Raw genomic sequence first — 15,045 nt, 5'->3', positions numbered from 1 at the left:
GCGCCCGGATTTCGCCGGACGCTTGAGTGGGTGGGTGATCAGGCCGCGTCTGCGATCATCTGGCGCGACACGATCAGGCGCATGATCTCGTTGGTGCCTTCCAGGATCTGGTGAACCCGCAGGTCACGTACGATCTTTTCGATACCATAGTCCGCCAGATAGCCATAACCGCCATGCAGTTGCAGACAGCCGTTTGCGACTTCAAAGGCTACGTCGGTTACCATCAGTTTCGCCATTGCGCAGAACTTGGTCGCGTCATGCGCGCCGGTGTCGAGCTTCCAAGCCGCCTGGCGCAGGAAGGTGCGGGCTGCTTGTAGTTTGGTTTCGTACTCTGCCAGACGGAATTGAAGCGCCTGGAACTGGTTGATCGGCTTCCCGAAGGCCTTGCGCTCGGACATGTACTGCATCGTCAGGTCAAGGGCGTTCTGCGCGCCGCCGAGGGCACCAGCCGAAATGTTCAGCCGGCCACCGTCAAGGCCCGCCATGGCGTAGGAAAAGCCTTTGCCTTCCTCACCCATCAGGTTTTCGTGCGGGACCATGCAGTCGTCGAACTGGACCTGGCTGGTAGGCTGGGCTTTCCAGCCCATCTTGTTTTCATTGGCACCATAGCTGAGACCGGGAGTGCCGTTTTCCACGATCATCGTCGAGATCCCCTTGGGGCCCTCTTCGCCGGTGCGGCACATCGTGACATAGACGTCCGAGTAGTTGCCGCCCGAGATGAAGGCTTTGGTGCCGTTCATCTTGTAGCCTTCATTGGTCTTTTCGGCGCGCGTGCGCAGCGCGGCGGCGTCAGACCCGGACCCAGGTTCGGTCAGGCAATAGGAAAAGACCTTTTCCATCGAGCAGAGAGCAGGGAGCCAGGCCTGCTTGGTTTCCTCGCTGCCGAACTTGTCGATCATGCCGCCGCACATGTTGTGGATCGACAGGAACGAGCCAACGGCGGGGCAGGACATGGCCAGTGCTTCGAAGACCAGTGTGGCATCAAGGCGCGACAGGCCCGAGCCACCGTATTCTTCGGAAACGTAAAGGCCCCCGAACCCAAGCTCGGCCAGCTGTGGCCAGAGTTCCTTGGGGATGCTGCCTTCGGCCTCCCACTTCTGGGCGTTGGGAGCGATATGCTCTTCGCCAAAGCCCTTGGCCATATCAAAGATCAGGGTTTGTTCTTCGGTGAGTGCGAAATCCATCGGTTCCTCCCAAAACGCGCAATTGAACAGTCGTTAAATTATACAAATCTTGCAGCAGTGTGTCAGCGCGCAAAATTGCAAAACAAACCCGCAAATTTGTGCTTCCGTATTTCTACCCATGCCTAGAGGTCGGTATGGAATTCCTCGATCAGGTGGCGCACGACGGCGCGCAGGGCGTCATCGTGGGAATAGTCGGCCTGTATCGCATCGTTGTAGACCGCTCGTTGCTGATCGGCGCTGTTGCCGGTCGCGATGATTGCCAGCGTGTTTTCCACCTCTCGCAGCGAAGACAACGCGGCCGCGTCTTCTTCGATCAGTTCGACGATTTCATGTGCGAGTTCCGAGAATGGCACGATTTCCCTGAGTCCCCAATCGATCAAACCTTCCGAGATTCCATAGCGTTGCGCGCGCCACCGGTTCTCTGCGACAAGGAAGTTGTCATAGAGCCGCCAACGCTGGTTCTTGGTGGCCAGACGCCAGAGCATCCGGCAGAGCGCTTGGTTCAGTGCGGCCAGCGTCAGCGTGTTCTCGAGGCGCGGAGAGACATCGCAGATGCGGCTTTCGATGGTCGGAAAACGCGATGAGGGGCGCAGGTCCCACCAGATTTTCGAGGCATCCTCGATCACCCCGATGTCGGTCATGGCGGCCACGGAACGTTCGAATTCCCCCCAGCCTTCCATGCGGGGCGGCAGGCCGGTGCGGGGCAGGTTGTCGAAAACGGTCAGGCGATAACAGCTGAGACCGGTGTCTTCGCCCTGCCAGAATGGCGAGGAACAGCTCAGTGCCAGCAAGTGTGGCAGGAAATACTTAAGCTGGTTCATCAGGTCGACGCGCTGGTCCTTGTTCTCGATGCCGACGTGCACGTGCATCCCGCAGATCAGCATCCGCCGCACGACGCCCGCGAGGTCATCGCGAAGCGCATTGTAGCGTTCCTTGTCGGTGTGGTGCTGCTTGCGCCAGTCCGAGAATGGATGGCAAGAGGCCGCGATCGGGGCGAGGTTATACTTACCCGCAACACGCGCCACCGTGGCACGCAGGCGCTTTAGTTCTTCGCGCGCGTCACCGACAGTTTGGCAGACGGTGGTGCCAATTTCGATCTGGCAGCTTAGGAACTCGGGGCTGACTTGCCCCTCAAGTTCGCTCATGCACTCTTGCATCAGAGCTTCGGGGGCAGGGGCCAGATCGAAGCTGTCCTTGTCGACGAGAAGGTATTCCTCTTCCACGCCAAGGGTAAAAGCGGGTTCTTTCAAAGACATGGCCGTCCTCCCTGCCAGTTGGGCACCAGTTCAACAGGAAAGCAGGGTGATTTCAAGCTTGTGACGGAAGGGCTGCGTCAGAATAACCCTCCAGCGCAGTAATGTTCTGACTTTAATACGTATTGATTTTGGAATATTTGTGACCGTGAAACGCGCTGAAGACTGGAGATGTCTATGAAAACGATTTTGAAACGGTTGGTTCTGGCGGTTGCCCTGGTTCTGAGCCCGATGCTCGCGGTTGCAGAGACCGTCAAGCCGCGCCTGTTTGTCAACCTGACCACCGATGACACTTGGGCCGCGGCCAAAGCGATTATGTTTGCCCATCAAAAGGCGCAGAAGCAGGGGCACGATACGGCGATCTGGATGAACGTGCGGGCCGTTTACCTTGCCGACAAGAAACGCCCAAGCCATGTTCACGGCCTTATGGCGGACAATGGGACCTCGGTTCAGGACATGCTCAAGGCCTTTATCGCGGATGGCGGCACCGTGATCATGTGCGGCGCCTGTTCGAAAGCGGCGGGCCTGAACAAGGCCGACTATATCGACGGGATCACCATGGGGAGTACCGACCTTGTTGCCGGTTGGTTGTTTGACCCCGATACCAAAACGCTTGCCTGGTAAGGCATGACCATCGCAGGAATTGGTAAAGCCCCGGTAAATCGCCGGGGCTTTGTGCTTTCAGTCAGGCCGCTGTGGTCAGGAGTTGGGAAATCGAGGTTTCGGCGAGGCCAAGAACCGACAGGGCCTGTGCTTCATCTTCCATGACCAGCGCGACAACCGAGTCAAAAGGCTCCCACGAGCGGACGATCATGTTGCACATTTTGCGGCTCAGGGCATTCGGGGCATAGTAGACGATGATCGTCTGCGCGCCCTCGGACATGAAGACATCGGCCTTGGCCGCCTGCAGCTTCATGAGTTCGGCGAAGTTTTCTTCGATCCCGGTCACATCGGAAAGATCGACAAGCTGTTTCTGGCCGGGGCGGCAATCGGGGTGCTGCGCGTATTCGCCGAAGGTGCGCATGGTGTCTTCGAGGCGGGCAAATCCCTCGTAGCGCACGTAAACAAGGCCGTGAGATTTGAGAATTTTGAAACTTACAGACAAGAGGCTACCGAAAATAAACGAAAGGGCCGGAGATATTCCGGCCCTTTTAAGATCAGATTTGACGATCAGGATCAATCCATAGGTTTGAAATTGAACTCGCCGCCTTCCTTGATGCCCGAGGGCCAGCGCGAGGTCACGGTCTTGGTGCGGGTGTAGAATTTGAACGCATCCGGGCCGTGCTGGTTCAGGTCACCGAAGGCAGATTTCTTCCAGCCGCCGAAGGTGTGGTAGGCCAGCGGTACCGGGATCGGAACGTTGATGCCGACCATGCCGATGTTGATCCGGTTGGCAAAGTCACGCGCGGTGTCGCCATCGCGTGTGTAGATCGCGGTGCCGTTGCCGTATTCGTGGCTGATGGCCAGATTGATCGCTTCCTCATAGGAACCTGCACGAACCGTCGACAGAACCGGGCCAAAGATCTCTTTCTTGTAGATGTCCATGTCGGGGGTGACGCGGTCAAAGAGGTGCGGGCCGACAAAGAAGCCGTCTTCATAGCCTTGCAGGCTAAAGTCGCGGCCGTCGACGACCAGTTCAGCGCCTTGCTCGACACCGCTTTCCACCAGGTTCAGGATGTTCTGCTTGGCGGCTGCGGTGACAACCGGACCATAGTCAACATCGTCACCAGCGGTGTAGGGGCCGACTTTCAGACTTTCGATACGCGGGATCAGTTTCTCGATCAGGGCGTCAGCGGTCTCTTCGCCAACCGGAACCGCAACCGAAATCGCCATGCAGCGTTCGCCGGCCGCGCCGTAGCCCGCGCCGATCAGCGCGTCGGCGGCCTGGTCGAGGTCCGCGTCGGGCATGATGATCATGTGGTTTTTCGCGCCGCCAAAGCACTGGACGCGCTTACCTTGCGAGCAACCGGTGCCGTAGATGTATTCGGCGATTGGGGTCGATCCCACAAAGCCGATCGACTGAACGGTGTCGTTGTAGAGCATGGCATCAACGGCTTCCTTGTCGCCGTTTACGACTTGCAGGATGCCCTTGGGCAGACCGGCTTCTTCCATCAGCTCGGCCAGCATCAGCGGCACGGAGGGGTCACGCTCGGACGGTTTGAGAATGAAGGCGTTGCCGCATGCGATGGCCGGGGCAAACATCCACATCGGGATCATGGCCGGGAAGTTGAACGGGGTGATACCGCCGGTGACGCCAAGAGCCTGGCGCATGGAGTACATATCGATGCCGGGGCCGGCGCTGTCGGTGAATTCACCTTTCAGCATCTGCGGCGCGCCGATGCAGTATTCGACAACTTCCAGGCCACGCTGAACGTCGCCCTTGGCATCGGGGAAGGTCTTGCCGTGCTCGCGCGACAGGGCTTCGGCCAGCTTGTCCATGTCGCGGTTCAGCAGGTCGACGAATTTCATCATGACGCGTGCGCGGCGCTGCGGGTTCACGGCTTCCCAAGCGGGCTGGGCTGCGGCGGCGATTTCGACGGCTGCGTCGAATTCTTCCTTGCTGGCCAGCGGAACCTTGGCCTGCACTTCACCGGTTGCGGGGTTGAAGACATCTGCGAAACGGCCGGACGTGCCTTTGACGTGTTCGCCGTTGATGTAGTGGGTCAGCTCTTGCATCGGGACTCCTCCTCAAATGGTCTGAGCGCAGATTAAGCTTGCAGAAATCACCGGAAAAGAGGCAAGATTTCAAAACAGCTTTGCAAAAATTCAGAGGTGATGATGGAGCCGCATTGGGATGATCTTCGTATTTTCCTTGCCGTTGCGCGGGAAGAAAGCCTGTCGGCAGCCGGAAGGCGGCTCAAGGTGGATCCAGCGACGGTTGGGCGGCGGGTCGGGCGGCTTGAGGCGGCGCTTGAGACGCCGTTGTTCGTGAAGTCGCCCACGGGCTATGCCCTGACAGATGCGGGGCAGCGCCTGATGGGCCATGCGGCGCGGGTCGAGCAGGCCTTGCAGATGGCCTCGGAAGAACTTGGTGGCGAGACGGGGGGGCTGTCGGGGCAGATCCGGATCGGGGCGCCGGATGGGTCTGCGAACTATCTCTTGCCGCAGGTCTGTTCAAAGATCGCGAACGAAAATCCGGATTTGGAAATCCAGATCGTTGCCTTGCCGCGCGTCTTCAGCCTGTCAAAGCGCGAAGCCGATCTCGTGGTTGCGGTCAGCCCGCCAACGGCGGGGCGGTTGATGGTGCAAAAGATCACAGACTACAAACTGCACCTTGCGGCGGCGCGCTGGTATCTCAAGTCGCATCCGCCAATCACGTCGCTTGACGATCTCAAGGATCACAAGATTATCGGTTACATTCCCGACATGATCTTTGACAAGGAGCTTGATTACCTCAGCGAGATCGGTGTCGAGAAACCCTCGATCGGATCAAACTCCGTTTCCGTGCAGATCAACTGTGTCCGGATCGGCGGCGGTGTGGGAATCGTCCATGACTTTTCGCTACCCTTTCACAAAGGGGTTAAGAAAATCCTGACGGACCAGTTCAGCCTGACGCGCGGATTCTACTTGGTGCGCCACGAGGATGACAAGCGCCTTGAACGGCTCAACCGGTTTTCTGAGGCATTGTGTAACGGCATCCGCGAAGAAGTGGCGCGGTTGGAAGGGGGAACTTGACATTCCCGATTCTTGCGACGACGCTTGGGTTTAAGCAATATTCTTAATACGGGAGGATCGAATATGCTGGTTCATCAGATTCTGAAATCCAAAGGGGATCAAGGGGTTGTCACCGTCAAGCCCGGTACCTCGGTATCTGATGCGGCAAAGATCCTTGCGGAGAAGCGCATCGGTACCGTGGTGGTGTCGGAAAGCGGCAAGACGGCTGACGGCATCCTGTCCGAGCGTGATATCGTCCGCGAGCTGGCTGCGCGCGGTGCGGGGTGCATGTCGGACAAGGTGGACGACTACATGACCACCGAGCTTGTGACCTGCGCGATGGGTGATGATGCGACGTCTGTCCTTGAAAAGATGACAGAAGGCCGGTTCCGCCACATGCCTGTCCTGGAAGGCACGGAGATGGTGGGGCTGATCACCCTTGGCGACGCGGTCAAGGCGCGCCTGAGCGAATTGAAGATGGAAAAAGATGCCCTTGAAGGCATGATCATGGGGCACTGACCCCAGGTTTCTTCCCCCGTCTCATCCGTAAGACTACGGGTGAGACATTCCGGCCCTTGCATTTCCCCGCGCAATAATGTTGCGTACGCGCGAGCGACAAATTGTGGAGTGTTTCCATGCGTGTAGGCCTGTATCCCGGAACTTTCGATCCGATAACCCTTGGTCATATCGACATTATTCGCCGTGCTTGTGCGCTGGTGGACAAGCTGGTCATCGGGGTGGCCATCAACCGCGACAAGGGGCCATTGTTCACGTTGGAAGAGCGTGTGGCGATGGTGGAGGCGGAATGCGCCAAGCTTTCGGCCGAGACAGGAACCGAGATTGTCGCGCATCCTTTCGAGAACCTGCTGATCGACTGCGCCCATGACGTCGGGGCCCAGATCATCGTCCGCGGCTTGCGTGCGGTGACGGATTTTGAGTATGAATATCAAATGGTTGGCATGAATCGTGCGCTGGACGACAGTGTCGAGACCGTGTTCCTGATGGCCGACCTTCAGCACCAGGCGATTGCCTCGAAGCTGGTGAAAGAGATTGCCCGTCTGGGCGGCGACATTTCCAAGTTCGTGACCCCGCCCGTGAAAGATGCGTTGTTGGAGCGGTTCGGCTGAAACCCTCTTTGAGCAATGCAAAACCTGACAAACCCCGCCGGTTCGAGCGGGGTTTTTCGTTTCTGGCGACTCGGAATATGAACGTGTTCCAGGCGCGAAAACCGACGTCGGTGCAACGTCGGTATTACGTCGGTATTGCGACGGTGCGGTATCGGAAAACCCACCCGTTGCCCCATCGTGCGCAAGTGGCAACGGTTAAGGCAAAATGAACCGCCGGACGCTTGCCCAAACGGCCGGATCGGCTAGGGTGCCTGCAAATCCAGTTTCAGGAGATGCGGTATGAGTGGTTTGTTGGCGCTGTTGGATGACGTGGCAAGCATTGCCAAGGTGGCGGCAGCCTCGATCGACGACGTGGCGGCAGGGGCGGCCAAGGCCAGCGCCAAGGCTGCGGGGGCCGTGATCGACGACGCTGCGGTGACGCCGAAGTATGTGCAGGGGTTCGAAGCCAAGCGCGAATTGCCGATCATCTGGAAGATTGCCAGGGGATCGATCAAGAACAAGCTGCTGATCCTGCTTCCGGCGGCGTTGATACTGGCGAACTTTGCGCCCTGGCTGATTGCGCCACTTTTGATGCTGGGCGGGGCCTACCTGTGTTTCGAAGGCGCGGAAAAGATCGCCCATGCGCTGTTTCACAGCGACGCGGGCCATCATGTCTTTGAGGAAGATGATGTGGAAGGTGATCCTGCACACCTTGAGGAGCAAAAGGCGGCGGGGGCCATCAAGACCGACTTTATCCTTTCGGCAGAGATCATGACGATCATCCTGTCCGCCATCCCGGCGAGCAATTTCTGGATGGAAGCGGCGACGCTGGCGGTTGCGGGTGTGGGGATCACGGTTGTGGTTTATGGCTCGGTGGCGCTCATCGTGAAGATGGATGACTTTGGTCTGTGGGTCTATGCCAATGGCAAACTGTCGATAACCCGGACGCTGGGGCGCTGGCTGGTGCGGGGGATGCCCTATTTCATGAAACTCCTGACCATTGTCGGCACGGCGGCGATGCTGTGGGTTGGTGGGTCTATCGTTGTGCATGGTTTGGAAGAGCTGGGCTTTGGCTGGCTTGGTCATCACATCCACGACTGGGCCTATGCGGCGGGCCACATGGTGCCGGCCTCCTGGGAAGGGTTTGTCGAGTGGACTTCGAAGGCGGCGATGGACGGGGTGTTTGGTCTGGCGCTTGGGCTGGTGCTGATCCCGGTGGCCACCAAGGTAATCGTGCCCGTGTGGGGCGCGGTGTTCGGCAAGGCGGACAAGGCGCACTGAGCCTTACCTGTCCGTCCGAACAGGGAGAGAGCAAGGCAATGGAACAGGTTTCCGGCAGGTGCCAGTGCGGCGCGGTTTCGGTGGTGGCGCAAGGCGATCCATCGCGGGTCGGGATCTGCCATTGCCGAGATTGCCAACGACATCACGGTGCGCTGTTTTACGCGGCGGCGATATTTCCGGAAGACGCTGTGCAGGTGCGGGGGGAGACACGTGATTACAAGGGACGGCATTTCTGTCCGCTCTGCGGGTCTTCGGTTTTTGCACAAAGCGGGGATGAGATCGAAGTGCATCTCGGCATCCTGGAGGATGCCGATCATCTTGTGCCGAGCTATGAATGCTGGACGACGCGCCGCGCACCCTGGCTGCCGGAGTTTTCCGGTATGATCGGGTACGACAGGGACCGCGACGGCTACGGGTAGGGATCAGCCGAGGACGGTGCGTCGGTGGTCGGGGGCAAGCCGTTTCGAAACGGCTTGGCAAGGCCTTTGCAAAGGCCTTGTGACCACGAGGGATCAGCCGAGGACGGCGGGCCAGTTGGCGTGTCCCTTGGCGATGTTGCCGGGGATGTCCTGAAGCCAGAGTTCACGGGCACGCAGGTTGGCGTTGAGGTAGAGCTTGCCTTCGTAGACCGTCCAGGCTTCGGGTTTGGTCGGGGCGAGATAGCCCTTGGAGGCGGCATAGGCGCAGTAGCCGCCAAAGACCGGGGCATAGGTTTCAGGCGCTGCTTTGAAGGTCTTGGCGTTCTCCGCACTGGCGAAATGCCAGTCGGCGCCGTTCCAACTGACCTTGTGCGCCGAGTTGCCTTTCACGGGTTTGCCGTCGGTGAAATAGGCAACCGGATCATATCCGTTGATGGCGTTGGGGTTCTGGAAGACCTCGGGCTCGCGGGCCAGGGCGGCGTGCGGGGCAAGGGTCAGTGCAGCGGGGGCGGCGGCAAAAAGGCCAAGGGCGGCGCGGCGTGTCAGCATGGTGTTTCTCCTCTCGTTTGAAAGAAAGATACGATGATGCGGCGGCGCTGTAAGCCCGGCTGACCGTTGTGTGATGGCGGCGTGAGGTGGTGTGAGGCGATTGTAACAATCGGGGGCCGGTGCGGTGGCCGATGAAAAAAGGCGCCCCGGAGGGCGCCTTTTGAAAGCGTGTTGATCCGGGCGATCAGGCCAGCAGCGCCTTGACCTTTTCGGCCACGTTGGCGGCGGTGATGCCGAACTTTTCGAAGAGTTCGCCAGCCGGGGCCGAAGCACCGAACCGGTCCATGCCGACAAAGTCGGATTTACCCGGCTTGGCGCGTTCACCCAGCAGCCATTGATCCCAGCCCTGGCGCACGGCGGCCTCGATGCCGACGCGTACGGCGGCACCGGCAGGCAGAACCTTGCGGCGATAGCCTTCGGGCTGCTCGGCGAAGAGTTCCATGCAGGGCATGGAGACCACGCGGGTGCCGATGCCTTCTGCTTCGAGCAGGGCCTTGGCTTCCATCGCGATCGACACTTCGGAGCCGGTGGCGATCAGGATGGCCTGACGTTTGCCTTCGGCTTCGGCGAGGACATAGGCGCCCTTGGCGGTGAGGTTGACGTTCTTGGCCTCGGTGCGCACGGTCGGCAGGTTCTGACGGGTCAGGGCAAGAACCGAGGGGGTCTCTTTCGAGGTCAGGGCGATTTCCCAGGCTTCCGCGGTTTCGGCGGTGTCGGCCGGACGGAAGACATAGGTGTTGGGGGTCGCACGGCAGATGGCCAGGTGTTCCACCGGTTGGTGGGTCGGGCCGTCTTCGCCAACGCCGATCGAGTCGTGGGTCATGACAAAGACCGTCGGGATCTTCATCAGGGCCGCGAGGCGCATCGAGGGGCGGGCATAGTCGGTGAAGCAGAAGAAGGTGCCACCGTAGGGGCGGACACCACCGTGCAGCGCCATGCCGTTCATCGCGGCGGCCATGCCGTGTTCACGAATGCCCCAGTAGACGTAACGGCCCTTGCGGTTGTCGGTGTCGAATACGCCGAGACCTTCGGTCTTGGTGTTGTTCGAACCGGTCAGGTCCGCAGACCCGCCCACGGTTTCGGGCATGATCGGGTTGACCGCGGCCAGAACCATTTCCGAGGATTTGCGGGTCGCGACCTTGGGTTGCTCCTCGGCCACGGTTTTCTTGAGGGCCTTGATGACCGACGAGAGCTTTTTCGGGGCCTCAAGGGCCAGTGCGCGGTTGAAACGTTTTTGTTTCTGTTCCGAGATTTCCGCGAAGCGGGCTTCCCATGCGGCGCGTTCTTCACCGCCGCGGGCGCCGATGGCTTCCCATTGTGCCTTGATGTCAGAGGGGATTTCGAACGCGCCGTAGGTCCAGCCGTAGGCTTCCTTGGCGGCTTTCATCTGGTCTGCGTCGGTCAGTGCGCCGTGGCCCTTGGAGGTGTCCTGTGCAGCGTGACCCAGCGCGATGTGGGTCTTGCAGGCGATCATCGAAGGTTTCTTCGATTTCTTGGCTGCTTCGATGGCGGCGTCGATGGCCTCGGGGTCGTGGCCGTCGATATCCTGAACGTGCCAGCCCGACGCACGGAAACGCTGCAACTGGTTGGTGCGGTCGCTGAGTTCGACGGTGCCGTCGATGGTGATATTGTTATTGTCCCAGAAGACAACCAGCTTGCGCAAGGCCTGGCGGCCGGCAAGGGTAATGGCTTCCTGGCTGATGCCTTCCATGAGACAGCCGTCACCGGCGATCACGTAGGTGAAGTGATCAACGACTTTCTTGCCGAACCGGGCACGCTGCATTTCTTCGGCCATGGCGAAGCCAACGGCATTGGCGATGCCCTGACCCAACGGACCGGTGGTGGTTTCAACACCGTCCAGCAGGAAGTTTTCCGGGTGGCCCGCGGTGAGGGCACCCATCTGGCGGAAGTTCTTGATCTGGTCGAGGGTGACCTGCGCGTCGCCGACAAGGTGCAGCAGCGAGTAGATCAGCATCGAGCCGTGACCGGCCGACAGGATGAAGCGGTCGCGGTCGGGCCAGTTCGGGGCCGAGGCATCGAACTTGAGGTGCTTTTCAAACAGCACGGTTGCAACGTCGGCCATGCCCATCGGCATACCGGAGTGACCAGAGTTGGCGGCGGCCACGGCGTCCAGTGTCAGGGCGCGGATGGCGGCGGCTTTCATCCAGTGTTCAGGGTTCTTTTCGCGAAGTGCGGCGATATCCACGGCGGTCGTTCCTTTGAAAAGTCGCTCAGTTTGATTGCTCAATACCAGCCTTGGGGCCAAGATCAAGCTTGCTCACACTCTGTTTCCCGCCGAAGGGGGCGCAATTTGCGATTCCTTTGGATAGAATTGGCAAAACACAGTCATATGGCGATTCGTGTGGCGTTTGGTGGTGGTTCGTGACATTGAGCGAAACACCCAAGAACGGCGAGACCGCACAGAACGGTCCGCAAGGAAAGGATGAGGCTCATGAGTGAGATCAGCGATCTGGAAAGCAGGATCAGCGCCGCGATGGACCGGATCGGTCGCGGGCTTGAGGCCCTTTCGGCAACGCCCGATCCGATGCCTGAGGTCGATGACCGCAGCGCGGAAGTCGAGGCGCTTCAGAAATCTCTCGAAGACGAGAAAACCGCGAATGCCCAGCTGGAAGAACGGCTGTTGGCGTTGACGTCCCGGCAGGACGAGTTGGAAGCCGAGCTGGAAAAGGCAAAGGCGGATACCTCGGCGGCGGAGATTGCGGCACAGGTGGCCGAAGGGGCCGCTTCGGAGGCGCGCGAGGCGCTGGAGGCGGCAAATGCCAAGACCGAGGAGGCCGAAGCCGCGGCCGAGAAGGCAGCGGAAGAGGCCAAGGCGGCAGCGCCGACGGTGGATCTGGAAGCGGATGGCAAGTTGCTGGAGCAGCTGGCCGGACGCCTGCGCCGTCTGCGTCAGACCAGCCGGATGCTGCGCGCCAGCAACCAGGAGTTGCGTGATGCGGCGCAGAAGGCAGCGCCCGAGGCGTTGATCAGCCTGATCAACGAGTCGCTGAAGGCGGAACTGGCAGACCTCAAGGCGATGCGCTCTGCTGAACTGATCGAGATGGACGTGATCGCCGGGACCCTGCGCCCGATGCTTGAACAACCGGCCGACGTGGCCAAGGCCGAAGGAGACGCGTGATGCCTGAAGTCGAAATTCATATCGGTGGCCGGACGTTCGAAGTGGCCTGTCAGGAAGGCGAGCAGCACTTTCTGCAATCGGCGGCGAAGATGCTGGATGACGAGGCACAGGTGCTGACCACCCAGATCGGCCGTATTCCTGAAGCGCGGATGCTGTTGATGGCGGGGCTGATGCTGGCGGACAAGACCGCGGGTCTTGAGGATCGGCTGCGGGATCTGCAATCGAAGATGGATGCACAGACCGCCGAGCTTGAGGCGCTCAAGACTGCCGGACCGGAAAAGGTTGAGGTGGCGGTCATTCCGCGCGAGGTGAATGATACGCTGGCCGAACTGGCTGCGCGGGCCGAGGCGCTGGCGGAAACCGTTGAAGAGAAAGTCGCGGGCTAAAGCCAAGCGACTATTCTGAAAAGAAAAAGCCGGACCTGATGGTCCGGCTTTTTTATTGGGTTTGATCCTCGGGATCAGGCGTTGGCCGCGCGGATCTGATCGGCGGCTTCCTTGTTGTAGGCTACGCCGTTTTCGTCGAACATGCCGTCGAGTTCGCCCGAGAGGGTCATCTCGGTGATGATGTCGCAACCGCCCACGAATTCGCCTTTGACGTAAAGCTGCGGAATGGTCGGCCAGTCGGAATAGTCCTTGATGCCCTGGCGGATTTCCTCGTCGGCGAGAACGTTCACGTCGGTGTATTCCACACCCATGAAGTTCAGCACGCCGGCCACGCGGCTGGAGAAGCCACATTGCGGCATTTCCTTGGTGCCTTTCATGTACAGCACTACGTCGTTGCTTTTGACGGTTTCGTCGATGCGGGTCTTGGCGTCGCTCATGTTGCGTTTCCTTCGTATGTCCTTGGGCGCGTGGCCCATCGCGTTTTCAGCGGGTTTGCGCGGGACCCGCTTTGACTTTGGTCAACCGATCAGGGTTTGTCGCGCTGATCGGCGGCTTTGCTTCCCAGATAGGCCGTTACCCCGGCGGCGACAACCACCAAGAGGATCACGAGGCCCGCACCGAGAAGCAGGCCATCCATCAGTCCGGGGCCTTGGTGGTCAGGGCCAGCGCGTGCAGGGCGCCACTGTCGATGGCGGATTTCACGGTGGCGTTGACGGCGCGTTGCTGGGCAACGCGGCTCATGCCGCGAAAGCTCTCGTCGATGACTTCGGCTGAAAAATGCGCTCCGTCGTCACCCATCACGGTGATCTGGGCGTTCGGGAAGCCCTCGCGGATCATTGCTTCGATATCAGAGGCAAGCATGGCCATGAAATTCTCCTAATGGTCTTGTCCCTAGATGTAGGGCTGTGCGGGGGAACGTGCAAGCGTGATCAGCCCTGCCATTCGTCGCGCAGCATGCCATAGAGATGCAGGTCGGTGATGACGCCGTCGGGGCGTTTCCAAGTGGCGCGAATTCGGCCTTCGTGCTGAAAGCCTGCGCGTTCATAGGTGCGGATGGCGCGGGTGTTTTCCGGGGCGACATCAAGCCAGACGCGGTTCTTGCCAAGGGTCGAGAAACCGAAGGCTTTGAGATCGGAGAGGAAGGCCTGTCCCAGTCCGCGATCGGTGTGCAAAAGCGCGAGGCGGCGCAGTTCGGTCTTTTCGGACGGGTTGGTGAGTTGGCAGAACAGGGCAAAGCCCGCAGCCGCGCCGTCGGCCTCCCAGATCAGGAGGGCGCTGTCGGGGCTGTCGATGTGGGCTTGCAGCTCGGCGTCGGTTTCGTCGGCGATGAAGGCCTGATTGGCGGGATCGCCCGCGATCTGGTGGATCAGCGGGAAATCTTGCGGTGTCGCGGGGCGCAGGGTGGTGTGCATCAGAGGCTTTCTGGAAGGGGGACGGAGAGATAGACGCCGAATTCCTGACCGATGTCGGCGCTGACGCGGGCGTGGACGGCGCCCTGACGATCGAGGAACCGCTGTTGGTCGTGAACCGGAAAGATGCCCTCGTGCCAGATATTGGCGTGGATGTAGAGCCCTTTGGAGCCGTCACACCAGAAGGCCACCACCTTGTCCGGTGTCAGGTCATCACCGGGCAGGGCCAGCGGGACGACAAAGGGTTTGCGTTCGAGCGGGAAGAACAACTGGCCGCCGTCGGGGTGGTAGTTCATGTGCCACAAAAGGATGCTGTCGCGCGGCGCGGTCTGGGTGTCGGTGCGCGCCTGTTGCGGGTCGGCGGACCAGCCCAGAACGTATTCACCGTTCACCGCTTCGTTTTCGCCGTAGAGGACATCGCCTTTCCAGTCGCAGCGGAAGGTGCCTTCGACCCAGCCACCTTCGTCGCCGGTGCCTTCGTCGACCGGTCGCCAGCCCTGTGCCGGCCAGCGGGTGATCTCGATTTCGAAGCCTTCGGGGTCGTCCACGAGGTAGCCATAGCCTTTGAGGGCCTCATCGGTGGCTTGGACAATCGGGACGGTGTGCAGGGGCAGGGAGGGTTTTTCGGATGCGTCGAACATATAGACGGGGGTGTTCATCGCGTG

18 protein-coding genes are annotated in these 15,045 nt (G+C 60.1%); 8 read left to right on the top strand and 10 right to left on the bottom strand.

Annotated features, from left to right (window positions below; all coding sequences use genetic code 11):
* Window positions 1-38 precede the first annotated feature (38 nt).
* Both NNA36_RS14340 and NNA36_RS14335 read right to left on the bottom strand, forming a co-directional pair.
* Window positions 39-1,184, bottom strand: coding sequence for an acyl-CoA dehydrogenase family protein (locus NNA36_RS14340; RefSeq protein WP_255108190.1), 1,146 nt, complete (start codon window positions 1,182-1,184; stop codon window positions 39-41).
* A gap of 122 nt (window positions 1,185-1,306) precedes the next feature.
* On the bottom strand, window positions 1,307-2,440 hold the full coding sequence (locus NNA36_RS14335; RefSeq protein WP_255108188.1) for a carboxylate-amine ligase: 1,134 nt from the start codon (window positions 2,438-2,440) through the stop codon (window positions 1,307-1,309).
* Between the two features lie 174 nt (window positions 2,441-2,614).
* Between NNA36_RS14335 and NNA36_RS14330 the strand changes: the two genes are divergently transcribed.
* Complete coding sequence (locus tag NNA36_RS14330; RefSeq protein WP_255108187.1) at window positions 2,615-3,061, top strand: DsrE family protein; 447 nt, start codon at window positions 2,615-2,617, stop codon at window positions 3,059-3,061.
* Window positions 3,062-3,122: 61 nt separating this feature from the next.
* Here NNA36_RS14330 and NNA36_RS14325 read toward each other — a convergent pair whose 3' ends face one another.
* Together NNA36_RS14325 and NNA36_RS14320 are read right to left on the bottom strand one after the other, a co-directional pair.
* Window positions 3,123-3,542 (bottom strand): hypothetical protein, encoded by a 420-nt coding sequence (locus NNA36_RS14325; protein ID WP_255108185.1) that lies wholly within the window; start codon window positions 3,540-3,542, stop codon window positions 3,123-3,125.
* 71 nt (window positions 3,543-3,613) lie between these two features.
* Window positions 3,614-5,113, bottom strand: a complete 1,500-nt coding sequence (locus tag NNA36_RS14320; RefSeq protein WP_255108182.1) for a CoA-acylating methylmalonate-semialdehyde dehydrogenase — start codon at window positions 5,111-5,113, stop codon at window positions 3,614-3,616.
* A gap of 102 nt (window positions 5,114-5,215) precedes the next feature.
* On the opposite strand from NNA36_RS14320, the gene NNA36_RS14315 reads away from it, so the two are divergent.
* From NNA36_RS14315 to NNA36_RS14295, 5 genes are all read left to right on the top strand, one after another.
* Window positions 5,216-6,112 carry a LysR family transcriptional regulator gene (locus NNA36_RS14315; protein WP_255108180.1) on the top strand — a complete coding sequence of 299 codons (897 nt, stop codon included), beginning with the start codon at window positions 5,216-5,218 and terminating at the stop codon, window positions 6,110-6,112.
* A 63-nt stretch (window positions 6,113-6,175) separates the two neighbouring features.
* The gene (locus NNA36_RS14310) at window positions 6,176-6,610 is read left to right on the top strand and encodes a CBS domain-containing protein (RefSeq protein ID WP_255108178.1); all 435 of its coding nucleotides are present in this window, start codon (window positions 6,176-6,178) and stop codon (window positions 6,608-6,610) included.
* Between the two features lie 116 nt (window positions 6,611-6,726).
* On the top strand, window positions 6,727-7,218 hold the full coding sequence (gene coaD, locus NNA36_RS14305; RefSeq protein ID WP_255108175.1) for a pantetheine-phosphate adenylyltransferase: 492 nt from the start codon (window positions 6,727-6,729) through the stop codon (window positions 7,216-7,218).
* Between the two features lie 279 nt (window positions 7,219-7,497).
* Window positions 7,498-8,478 (top strand): DUF808 domain-containing protein, encoded by a 981-nt coding sequence (locus NNA36_RS14300; RefSeq protein WP_255108172.1) that lies wholly within the window; start codon window positions 7,498-7,500, stop codon window positions 8,476-8,478.
* Between the two features lie 38 nt (window positions 8,479-8,516).
* On the top strand, window positions 8,517-8,897 hold the full coding sequence (locus NNA36_RS14295) for a GFA family protein (protein WP_255108170.1): 381 nt from the start codon (window positions 8,517-8,519) through the stop codon (window positions 8,895-8,897).
* A 93-nt stretch (window positions 8,898-8,990) separates the two neighbouring features.
* Here the strand turns inward: NNA36_RS14295 and NNA36_RS14290 are convergent, their stop codons facing one another.
* Both NNA36_RS14290 and tkt read right to left on the bottom strand, forming a co-directional pair.
* A complete protein-coding gene (locus NNA36_RS14290; protein WP_255108169.1) occupies window positions 8,991-9,446 on the bottom strand; it encodes a YHS domain-containing (seleno)protein in 456 nt (151 codons plus the stop codon).
* 184 nt (window positions 9,447-9,630) lie between these two features.
* Window positions 9,631-11,652, bottom strand: coding sequence for a transketolase (tkt, locus tag NNA36_RS14285; RefSeq protein WP_255108167.1), 2,022 nt, complete (start codon window positions 11,650-11,652; stop codon window positions 9,631-9,633).
* A gap of 246 nt (window positions 11,653-11,898) precedes the next feature.
* Between tkt and NNA36_RS14280 the strand changes: the two genes are divergently transcribed.
* Together NNA36_RS14280 and NNA36_RS14275 are read left to right on the top strand one after the other, a co-directional pair.
* On the top strand, window positions 11,899-12,585 hold the full coding sequence (locus tag NNA36_RS14280) for a hypothetical protein (RefSeq protein WP_255108165.1): 687 nt from the start codon (window positions 11,899-11,901) through the stop codon (window positions 12,583-12,585).
* Window positions 12,585-12,971 (top strand): cell division protein ZapA, encoded by a 387-nt coding sequence (locus NNA36_RS14275; RefSeq protein ID WP_255108163.1) that lies wholly within the window; start codon window positions 12,585-12,587, stop codon window positions 12,969-12,971. Before NNA36_RS14280 ends, NNA36_RS14275 begins: the two co-directional genes overlap by 1 nt.
* 74 nt (window positions 12,972-13,045) lie before the next feature.
* On the opposite strand, the gene grxD is transcribed toward NNA36_RS14275, so the two are convergent.
* The 4 genes from grxD to NNA36_RS14255 all read right to left on the bottom strand — a co-directional run bounded on the left by grxD (window position 13,046) and on the right by NNA36_RS14255 (window position 15,039).
* On the bottom strand, window positions 13,046-13,408 hold the full coding sequence (grxD, locus tag NNA36_RS14270; protein WP_255108161.1) for a Grx4 family monothiol glutaredoxin: 363 nt from the start codon (window positions 13,406-13,408) through the stop codon (window positions 13,046-13,048).
* A 199-nt stretch (window positions 13,409-13,607) separates the two neighbouring features.
* Complete coding sequence (locus tag NNA36_RS14265) at window positions 13,608-13,838, bottom strand: BolA family protein (protein ID WP_255108158.1); 231 nt, start codon at window positions 13,836-13,838, stop codon at window positions 13,608-13,610.
* Between the two features lie 62 nt (window positions 13,839-13,900).
* Window positions 13,901-14,383, bottom strand: a complete 483-nt coding sequence (locus NNA36_RS14260; protein WP_255108156.1) for a GNAT family N-acetyltransferase — start codon at window positions 14,381-14,383, stop codon at window positions 13,901-13,903.
* Window positions 14,383-15,039, bottom strand: coding sequence for an ureidoglycolate lyase (locus tag NNA36_RS14255; RefSeq protein ID WP_255108154.1), 657 nt, complete (start codon window positions 15,037-15,039; stop codon window positions 14,383-14,385). Before NNA36_RS14255 ends, NNA36_RS14260 begins: the two co-directional genes overlap by 1 nt.
* Between the last annotated feature and the right edge of the window lie 6 nt (window positions 15,040-15,045).

The sequence above is a fragment of the Shimia sp. CNT1-13L.2 genome (genome assembly GCF_024331145.1).
Classification (GTDB): domain Bacteria; phylum Pseudomonadota; class Alphaproteobacteria; order Rhodobacterales; family Rhodobacteraceae; genus Shimia.
The sequence above is the reverse complement of the archived record's forward strand: the minus strand, read 5'-3'. Positions and strand labels throughout refer to the sequence as shown.

Coding starts and splice junctions, on each gene's coding strand:
- NNA36_RS14320 (WP_255108182.1), bottom strand. CDS start 5,113: ATGCAAGAGCTGACCCACTACATCAACGGCGAACACGTCAAAGGCACG.
- NNA36_RS14275 (WP_255108163.1), top strand. CDS start 12,585: ATGCCTGAAGTCGAAATTCATATCGGTGGCCGGACGTTCGAAGTGGCC.
- NNA36_RS14330 (WP_255108187.1), top strand. CDS start 2,615: ATGAAAACGATTTTGAAACGGTTGGTTCTGGCGGTTGCCCTGGTTCTG.
- NNA36_RS14260 (WP_255108156.1), bottom strand. CDS start 14,383: ATGCACACCACCCTGCGCCCCGCGACACCGCAAGATTTCCCGCTGATC.
- NNA36_RS14315 (WP_255108180.1), top strand. CDS start 5,216: ATGGAGCCGCATTGGGATGATCTTCGTATTTTCCTTGCCGTTGCGCGG.
- grxD (WP_255108161.1), bottom strand. CDS start 13,408: ATGAGCGACGCCAAGACCCGCATCGACGAAACCGTCAAAAGCAACGAC.
- NNA36_RS14335 (WP_255108188.1), bottom strand. CDS start 2,440: ATGTCTTTGAAAGAACCCGCTTTTACCCTTGGCGTGGAAGAGGAATAC.
- NNA36_RS14255 (WP_255108154.1), bottom strand. CDS start 15,039: ATGAACACCCCCGTCTATATGTTCGACGCATCCGAAAAACCCTCCCTG.
- NNA36_RS14280 (WP_255108165.1), top strand. CDS start 11,899: ATGAGTGAGATCAGCGATCTGGAAAGCAGGATCAGCGCCGCGATGGAC.
- coaD (WP_255108175.1), top strand. CDS start 6,727: ATGCGTGTAGGCCTGTATCCCGGAACTTTCGATCCGATAACCCTTGGT.
- NNA36_RS14340 (WP_255108190.1), bottom strand. CDS start 1,184: ATGGATTTCGCACTCACCGAAGAACAAACCCTGATCTTTGATATGGCC.
- NNA36_RS14290 (WP_255108169.1), bottom strand. CDS start 9,446: ATGCTGACACGCCGCGCCGCCCTTGGCCTTTTTGCCGCCGCCCCCGCT.
- NNA36_RS14295 (WP_255108170.1), top strand. CDS start 8,517: ATGGAACAGGTTTCCGGCAGGTGCCAGTGCGGCGCGGTTTCGGTGGTG.
- NNA36_RS14265 (WP_255108158.1), bottom strand. CDS start 13,838: ATGGCCATGCTTGCCTCTGATATCGAAGCAATGATCCGCGAGGGCTTC.
- NNA36_RS14310 (WP_255108178.1), top strand. CDS start 6,176: ATGCTGGTTCATCAGATTCTGAAATCCAAAGGGGATCAAGGGGTTGTC.
- NNA36_RS14300 (WP_255108172.1), top strand. CDS start 7,498: ATGAGTGGTTTGTTGGCGCTGTTGGATGACGTGGCAAGCATTGCCAAG.